Annotated in this window: 7 protein-coding genes; 5 read left to right on the top strand and 2 right to left on the bottom strand. The window is 73.6% G+C overall.

Annotated features, from left to right (window positions below; translation table 11 throughout):
* The coding region (locus SM757_RS34260) for a LysR family transcriptional regulator (protein ID WP_322468752.1) at positions 1-900 on the top strand (900 nt) is incomplete at its 5' end.
* Positions 901-1,091: 191 nt separating this feature from the next.
* Positions 1,092-2,459: a class II 3-deoxy-7-phosphoheptulonate synthase gene (locus SM757_RS34255; RefSeq protein ID WP_066335020.1), complete on the top strand. Its 1,368-nt coding sequence runs from the start codon at positions 1,092-1,094 to the stop codon at positions 2,457-2,459.
* An 18-nt stretch (positions 2,460-2,477) separates the two neighbouring features.
* Here the strand turns inward: SM757_RS34255 and SM757_RS34250 are convergent, their stop codons facing one another.
* Entirely contained in the window at positions 2,478-2,936 is a 459-nt protein-coding gene (locus tag SM757_RS34250) for a hypothetical protein (RefSeq protein WP_066335023.1), read from the bottom strand.
* 275 nt (positions 2,937-3,211) lie between these two features.
* Here SM757_RS34250 and SM757_RS34245 point away from each other — a divergent pair, with 275 nt between their 5' ends.
* The 3 genes from SM757_RS34245 to SM757_RS34235 all read left to right on the top strand — a co-directional run bounded on the left by SM757_RS34245 (position 3,212) and on the right by SM757_RS34235 (position 5,691).
* Complete coding sequence (locus SM757_RS34245) at positions 3,212-4,462, top strand: MSMEG_0565 family glycosyltransferase (RefSeq protein WP_322468751.1); 1,251 nt, start codon at positions 3,212-3,214, stop codon at positions 4,460-4,462.
* A gap of 112 nt (positions 4,463-4,574) precedes the next feature.
* Complete coding sequence (locus tag SM757_RS34240) at positions 4,575-5,210, top strand: LysE family transporter (RefSeq protein WP_322468750.1); 636 nt, start codon at positions 4,575-4,577, stop codon at positions 5,208-5,210.
* 58 nt (positions 5,211-5,268) lie between these two features.
* Positions 5,269-5,691: a VOC family protein gene (locus tag SM757_RS34235; RefSeq protein WP_322468749.1), complete on the top strand. Its 423-nt coding sequence runs from the start codon at positions 5,269-5,271 to the stop codon at positions 5,689-5,691.
* Between the two features lie 31 nt (positions 5,692-5,722).
* Here SM757_RS34235 and malQ read toward each other — a convergent pair whose 3' ends face one another.
* Positions 5,723-7,240: a 4-alpha-glucanotransferase gene (gene malQ / locus SM757_RS34230; RefSeq protein WP_322468748.1), complete on the bottom strand. Its 1,518-nt coding sequence runs from the start codon at positions 7,238-7,240 to the stop codon at positions 5,723-5,725.
* Between the last annotated feature and the right edge of the window lie 281 nt (positions 7,241-7,521).

The raw sequence follows: 7,521 nt of genomic DNA, 5'->3' as shown, positions 1-7,521 counted from the left end.
GCGCGCGGCAGCGAGGCGCGCGCGGCGCAGGCGCTGGGCGTGTCGCAGCCGGCCGTGCATGGGGCGCTGCAGGCGCTGCAGCAGGCACTGGGCTTGCGCCTCTTCTACAAGTCGGCCCAAGGGACGCGGCTCACGCCGCCGGGCCAGACACTGCTGCGGCGCGCCAAGCTGGCGTTTGCGGAGCTGCGCGCCATCGCGGGCGACGTGGCGGCCTGGCGCGGCGAGGTGCGCGGCCGCGTGGTGGTCGGGGTGCTGCCGCTGTCGGTGGCGCTGTTCCTGCCGCGCGCGGTGGAGTCGCTGCTGCGCGAGCACCCCAACGTGGAGGTGCAGGTGGTGGACGGCACCTATGAAAGCCTGGTGCAGCAGCTCCTGAGCGCCGACGTCGACGTAATTGCCGGCGCGCTGCGCGCCGAGGCGCCGCCGGCCGAGGTGCGGCAATTGAAGCTGTTCGAGGACGAGCTGGCCGTGGTGGCGCGGCGCGGCCACCCGGCGCTGGCGCTGGCGTCGCCCTCGCTGCGCGCGCTGCTGGCCTGGGAGTGGGTGGTGCCCCTGCCCGGCACGCCCGCGGCCGCCGCGCTGCGCCTGGCTTTCGAGCGCGAGGGTCTACAGCCGCCGCCAGGCCGCCTGCGCGCCAGCAGCCCGGCGCTCACCCAGGCGTTTACTTTGCAGACCGGCCACCTGGCGCTGGCGTCGCGGGCGCAGACGCTGGCGGAGGCCGACGGGGCGGCGGCCATCGTCCCCGTGCCGTTGCCGGGCACCGCGCGCCACATCGGCCTGGCCTTGCGCGGCACGGGCGAGCCGGCGCCGGAGCTGCAGCGGTTTGTCGAGCATTGCGCGGCGGCAGTGGCGGCGGTGCTGCCGGCCGTAGCCATCGACAAGCCAGCGGCGCCCCGCTTGTAGGAGGCCCGCTGGCGGGCCGAACCCGTGGCCCGGTTGCAATTCGGCCCGCCACCGGCCCGCCTGCAAGGCGTGCGGCGCGAAAGGCGGCGGCTTCGTTGTCGCCGGCAGAACAATCCCCGGACAAGCCCAGCCGCGGCGCTACGCTGCCGGCCCTGGCCGCGCACGCGGCACACGACACAAGGACATCCCTCATGCCCACCACGCCCTGGACCCCCGACGGCTGGCGCGGCCGCCCCGCGCGCCAGCTCCCCGCCTACCCCGACGCGGCCGCGCTGCAGGAGGCCGAACGCCAGCTCGCCAGCCGCCCGCCGCTCATCTTTGCCGGCGAGATCGCCGCGCTGCGCCAGCGCCTGGCGGCGGTCGCCCGCGGCGAGGCTTTTTTGCTGCAAGGCGGCGACTGCGCTGAAAGCTTTGACGAGCTCAGCGAAGCGACGGTGCGCGACACCTTCCGCGTCATCCTGCAGATGGCCGTGGTGCTCACCTACGCGGCCAAGTGCCCGGTGGTGAAGGTGGGGCGCATCGCCGGGCAGTTCGCCAAGCCGCGCTCCTCCGACACCGAGACCCAGGGCGGCGTGACGCTGCCCTCCTACCGCGGCGACATCGTCAACGCCGGCGCCTTCGACGCCGCGGCGCGCCAACCCGACCCGCAGCGGCTGCTGGCGGCCTTCGGCCATTCGGCCACCACGCTCAACCTGCTGCGCGCGCTCTCGCACGGCGGCTTTGCCGACCTGCACCAGGTGCACCGCTGGACGGCGGATTTCGTGAAGGCCAGCCCGCAGGGCGCGCGCTTCGAGGAGCTGGCCGACCGCATCACCGACTCGCTGGCCTTCATGGAGGCCTGCGGCTTCGCGGCGCAGACGCCGCAGTTGCGCGAGGTGGAGTTCCACATCTCGCACGAGGCGCTGCACCTGCACTACGAGCAGGCCCTGGCCCGCCGCGGCGAGAACGGCCGCTGGTACGGCGGCTCGGCCCACATGCTGTGGCTGGGCGAGCGCACGCGCGACCCGCAGGGCGCCCACGTGGAATTCCTGCGCGGGCTGGACAACGCGCTGGGCGTCAAGCTCGGCCCAACGGCTCACCCCGACGACGTGTTGCGGCTGCTGGACGTGCTGGACCCCGACAACGAGCCCGGCCGCATGGTGCTCATCAGCCGCATGGGCGCGGGCCAGGTGGGCGAAAAGCTGCCGGCGCTGCTGCGCGCGGTGCGCCGCGCCGGGCGGCTGCCGGTGTGGTGCTGCGACCCCATGCACGGCAACACCGTGACGGCGTCCAACGGGCTCAAGACGCGGGACTTCAATCGCATCCTGCAGGAGGTGCGCGAGTTCTTCGCCGTGCACGCGGCGGAAGGCACGCACGCGGGCGGCGTGCACTTCGAGATGACGGGGCAGGACGTCACCGAGTGCCGCGGCGGCGCGCAGGCGCTCACCGACGAGGGGCTGTCACAGCGCTACCTCACGGCCTGCGACCCGCGCCTGAACGGCTCGCAAAGCCTGGAGCTGGCCTTCCTGATCGCCGAGATGCTGCGCGGGCAGCGCACAGCGGCGCCGGCCGCCGCCTGAGGCCGGGTCCGGCGGCCGTCAGTCGTTGAGGCTGGTGGCCGCCACGGCCGCGACGCCGGGGTAGGAGACGGTGCCGCCGACGCTGCGGTCGCGCGCGTCGGCGTAGTCGTAGCGCACCTCCAGGCCCACCGTGCCGGCGCGCGGGCCGGCCGCGTCCAACGCCAGCGTGTAGCCGCAACTCGCGCCGGCGGGCAGCCGCTGCGCGGTGCAGTCGTCGCGCAGCAGCTTGAAATGGGGCGGCAGCACCAGGGGCTGGATGTGGGTGGCAGTGTCCTCGCCCTCGTTGACCAGCGTGACGGTGATGCGCCCGTCGCCCGCGCTGCGCTCGGCCTGGAACACCTCGGTGCGCAGCGCCAGCGCGCGGCTCCAGCCGCGCGGCGAGAGGTCCGCGTCCTCGCCCCCCAGCAGCCCCCCGCCGGCCAGCAGAAGCGCCGCCAGGCAGGAACCGGCCGCGACATGGATGACGACGTTCTTCATGGCTTCCCTCCGCTGTGGTTCGGCGCAGCCCAGGCCCGCGCCGCCTGGCCCGCTGCCGTCCTGCATCGCAACGGGCTGGAAACCATGGTCCCGGTTCCCCCACGGTGCGGCCATAGCCATGTCCGACACGCACCACAGGAGCTTTGTACCGGGACCATGGGGAATTGCCCCACTGCGGGGTGCGCCAGGCGCCGGGCCCGCGGCTTGCCCTGCGCCGCCCAACCCCGGCCCGCCGACGTGGCGGGCGGCCTACATCCGCAGGAGGACAGCCCACCGTGGAAGCACAGCAGCAAGCAGCCTTTCAACAGTGGCCGGCAACGCGCGGCGCGCGGTACGGCGACGCCATGCGCATCGCGCTGCTGGCGCCGGGCGTGCAGCCGGACGGTGCGGCGGCGCACACGTTTGGGCTGGCGCGTGCGCTGGCCGCGCGCGGCCACGCGGTGACGGTGGTGGCGCCCGCGCAGGCCGGCGAGCGTCCGTTCCGCGACCCGGGCTGCGCGGTGGCGCTGCTGCCCATGCCGCCGGCCACGGGCTGCCGCGTGGAGCAGGTGGCGCGGCGCATCGCCGCGCTGGAGCAGGCGCTGCCGGCGGTGCTGACGGCCGGCCGCTTCGACCTGCTGCATGCACAAGACGGGCTCAACGGCAACGCGCTGGCCACGCTGCGCAACCACCTGCCGCAGCTGCCGCCCTGGGTGCGCACCGTGCACCGGCTGGACGCCTTGCGCCAGCCGCTGCTGGAGCGCTGGCAGGCGCGGGGCTGGCTTTCGGCCGATGCCGTGGCCTGCCTGAGCGAGGCCAGTTGCCGCCAGTTGCGCCAGCACCATGGCGCGCAAGCCCGCCGGCTGCACGCCGGGGTGGACCTGAGCCCATTCCAGCCCGTGGCGCGCACCGACGATGCCGCGCACCTTCGCGCGCTTGGGCTGCCGGACGACGGCGCGCCACTGGTGCTGGCCTTGGGCGGGCTGCAGCCGCACCGCAACGCCGCGCGGCTGCTTGCAGCCTTCGCGAGCTGGCGCGCCGCCCGCCCGCACTGGGCGCACGCCCGCCTGGTGCTGGCCGGGGACGATGACTGCTCGGAGGCCGGCGCCGCCCAGCGCGCCTGGCGCGACGCGCTGCGCCGCCTGGGCTGGCAAGAAGGCCCCGGCGAGCCGGTGTGGCGCTGCGGGAGCGTGCCGGACACGGCCTTGCCCGCGCTGCTGCGCCGGGCCCGCCTGCTGGCACTGCCCTCGCTGGCCCAGGGCAGCGGCCAGGCCGCGCTCGAAGCCTTGGCCTGCGGCACGCCGGTGCTGCTGTCGCGCCGCGCGCCCTTCAGCGAGCTCATGGACCAGGCCGGCGGCGTGTCCTGGTGCGACCCGGGCGACGAGGACTCCATCGCCCTGGGCCTGCAGCGCGCAGCCATGCAGCCGCGGCACCAGCGGCCGCCCAAGGTGTGCGTGGAGCACGGCTGGGAGCACGGCGCCGCCGCGCACGAGGCCTGGTACGCGCAGGTGCTGGCGCACCGGCAGGTGCGGCGCCGGGCGGCTTGAAGCCCGCCTGGCGGGACGAAACCGCTTTTCTTAGCCCTCACCACCATGGGCTTTGCCGGCGGCCGTTGAAAGTGGCCGCCGGCCCCCTGGATGGGGGCTCTACCATTGCGGGATGGATATCTCCGTCTGGATTGCATTCTTCGCGGCCTCCTGGGCCATCAGCCTCTCGCCCGGCGCCGGTGCCGTGGCGGCCATGAGCGCCGGACTGGCGCACGGGTTCAAGCGCGGCTACTTCATGACGCTGGGCCTGGTGCTGGGCATCTGGACGCAGATCGTGGTGGTGGGCGTTGGGCTGGGCGCGCTGATCGCGGCCTCGTCGCTGGCCTTCGCGGTGGTCAAGTGGGTGGGCGTGGCCTACCTGCTGTGGCTGGGCATCAAGCAGTGGCGCGCGCCGGCGCAGGCGCTGGCCGGCGAGCCCACGGACGCCCCCGCGCAGCCCGTGGCGCGGCACAAGCTCGTGCTCAAGGGCTGGATGGTCAACGCCGTCAACCCCAAGGGCACCGTGTTCCTGCTGGCCGTGGTGCCGCAGTTCCTGGACCTGGCACGGCCGTTGGGTGGCCAGTACCTGGTGATCGGCGCGACGCTGGCCTTCACGGACCTGGTGGTCATGGCCGGCTACACCGTGCTGGCCGCGCGCGTGCTGCGGCTGCTGCGCTCGGAGCGCCAGGTGAAGGCGCTCAACCGCGTCTTCGGCTCGCTGTTCGTGCTCGTGGCCATGCTGCTGGCGACGTTCAAGCGGGCTGCTTGAGGCCGGCGCAGCCGATGCGCGCGCCCTGCTTCGGCACGCGGCCTGCCCCGCCCGCGGCATGAAACCGCGCATCACCTTGCTGACCCTGGGCGTGGCCGACCTGGAGCGCGCCGTGGCCTTCTACCGCGACGGCCTGGGATGGCCGACGCAGGGCATCGTCGGCCGCGAGTTCGAGAACGGCGCCGTGGCCTTCTTCGAGCTGGAAGGCGGGCTGAAGCTGGCGCTGTGGCCGCGCAAGAGCATCGCCGCCGACAGCGGGCTGGCCGACAGCGGCCCGGCGCCCACCCACGTCACGCTCGCGCACAACGTCGGCTCGCGCGGCGAGGTGGACGCGGCGCTGGCCCTGGCCCGCCAGGCCGGCGCCACCGTCGTCAAGCCGGCCGCCGACACCTTTTACGGCGGCTACGCCGCCTACTTCCAGGACCCGGACGGGCACCTGTGGGAAGTGAGCTTCAACCCGGGTTTCAAAGACCTGGGTTGAGGCGCAACGGCGCGCGCCGCCCTGTCGCGCGTCACGCGGGCAGCCGCCCGTAGAGCTGCGCCATGCGGCGCAGCCGCGCCGCGGTGTCCGGTGCCACCAGGCTCCAGTCGAAGCGCCAGGCCCAGTTGCCTTGCGGCGTGCCGGGACGGTTCATGCGGTGCGTGCCGTCCAGGCCCAGCGCGTCCTGCAGGGGAAAGAGGGCCAGGTCGGCCACGCTGGCCATGGCGGCGCGGATGAGGTCCCAGTGGATGGCCATGCCGTCGGTGGCCAGGTATTCGCGCAGGTGGTGGCGCAGGTCTTCACGCGCGCTGGCCCACCAGCCGCGCGTGGTGTCGTTGTCGTGGGTGCCGGTGTAGACCACGGTGTCGTGCGCGTGGCGGTGGGGCAGGAAGCGCGGCTCGCCCCCGTCGGCCGGATCGCCCCAGGCAAACTGCAGCACGCGCATGCCGGGAAATCCCAGCTCCAGGCGCAGCGCCTCCACGTCCGGCGTGATCACGCCCAAGTCCTCGGCAATCACGCTCAGCTCACCCAACGCGGCGGCCGCCGCCTGGAACAGCGCCGCGCCCGGGCCCGGCTTCCAGCAGCCCTTGAGCGCCGTCGGCTCCTCGGCCGGTATCTCCCAGTAGCCGGCAAAGCCGCGGAAGTGGTCGATGCGGACGATGTCGACCAGCTCCAGCGTGCGGCGCAGCCGCTCGGTCCACCAGCCGAAGTTCTGCTCGGCATGCGCGCTCCAGCGGTAGAGCGGATTGCCCCAGCGCTGGCCGTCGGCGCTGAAAAAGTCCGGCGGCACGCCGGCCACCACCGTTGGGCGGCCCTGCGCGTCCAGCTCGAACAGCTCGGGGTGGCACCACACGTCGGCGCTTTGCAGCGCGATGAAGATGGGCATGTCGCCCACGATGCGCACGCCGCGGGCGCGGGCGTAGGCATGCAGCGCGTCCCACTGCGTCCTGAAGCACCACTGCGTGAATTCCCAGAAGCCGATGCGCTGGGCGAGCTCCGCACGCGCCGCGCGCAGGGCCGGGCCCTCGCGCCAGGCCAGGGGCGCGGGCCAGTCCATCCAGTCCTGGCCGGGATGCGCCTCGGCCAGGGACATGAAGAGGGCGTAATCCGGCAGCCAGGCAGCCTGCTCGGCACGGAAGCTTTCAAAAGCCGCCTGCTCGGCCGGCGTGGCGGTGTCGGCGAAACGGCGCGCGGCGGCGGCCAGGCGCTCCATGCGCCAGGGAATGACGCGCTCGTAGTCCACGTGGCGGTCGCTGAAGCCGGCCGGCGCGGCCACGTCCTCGGCCGTGAGCCAGCCCTGGCGGTGCAGAGCGTGCAGGTCGATGAGCAGCACGTTGCCGGCGAAGGCCGAGCTGCTCATGTAGGGCGAATGCCCAAGGCCCACGCCGCCCAGGGGCAGCATCTGCCACAGCGTCTGCGCGCCGGCAGCCAGCCAGTCCACGAAGTGGTAGGCGCCCGCACCGAAATCGCCCGCACCGTGCGGGCCCGGCAAGGAGGTGGGATGCAGGACGACACCGCTGCCGCGGGGCAAGCGTTGGGCGATGGGCATGGAACAGGGCTCCCTGGGTGTTGTTGGGGTGTGTCGGTTTTTTTTGGGCGCGCTGTGCCTGTACGGAGAAAGCGGTTTCGCTCTGTCAGCCCGCCGGCAAGCGGTGCCACGCACCCTGACCCGTCATGCCCGCGAAAGCGGGCATCCACGCCTGCCGAGATGCTGGCGCGCCAACGTCAGTGCTGGGCGATGCAGTCCGAAGGCGACACCTCGGTGCTCGTGGATGCCCGCTTTCGCGGGCATGACGAAGTAGAGAGCGAAGCGGCTTGACTGACGTCCGT

The sequence above is a fragment of the Azohydromonas lata genome (assembly GCF_034427735.1).
Lineage (GTDB): Bacteria > Pseudomonadota > Gammaproteobacteria > Burkholderiales > Burkholderiaceae_C > Azohydromonas > Azohydromonas lata.
The sequence above is the reverse complement of the archived record's forward strand: the minus strand, read 5'-3'. Positions and strand labels throughout refer to the sequence as shown.

Excerpts from the sequence above, each read along its gene's own strand:
- SM757_RS34255 (WP_066335020.1), top strand. The coding sequence starts at position 1,092 with ATGCCCACCACGCCCTGGACCCCCGACGGCTGGCGCGGCCGCCCCGCG.
- SM757_RS34250 (WP_066335023.1), bottom strand. The coding sequence starts at position 2,936 with ATGAAGAACGTCGTCATCCATGTCGCGGCCGGTTCCTGCCTGGCGGCG.
- SM757_RS34240 (WP_322468750.1), top strand. The coding sequence starts at position 4,575 with ATGGATATCTCCGTCTGGATTGCATTCTTCGCGGCCTCCTGGGCCATC.
- malQ (WP_322468748.1), bottom strand. The coding sequence starts at position 7,240 with ATGCCCATCGCCCAACGCTTGCCCCGCGGCAGCGGTGTCGTCCTGCAT.
- SM757_RS34235 (WP_322468749.1), top strand. The coding sequence starts at position 5,269 with ATGAAACCGCGCATCACCTTGCTGACCCTGGGCGTGGCCGACCTGGAG.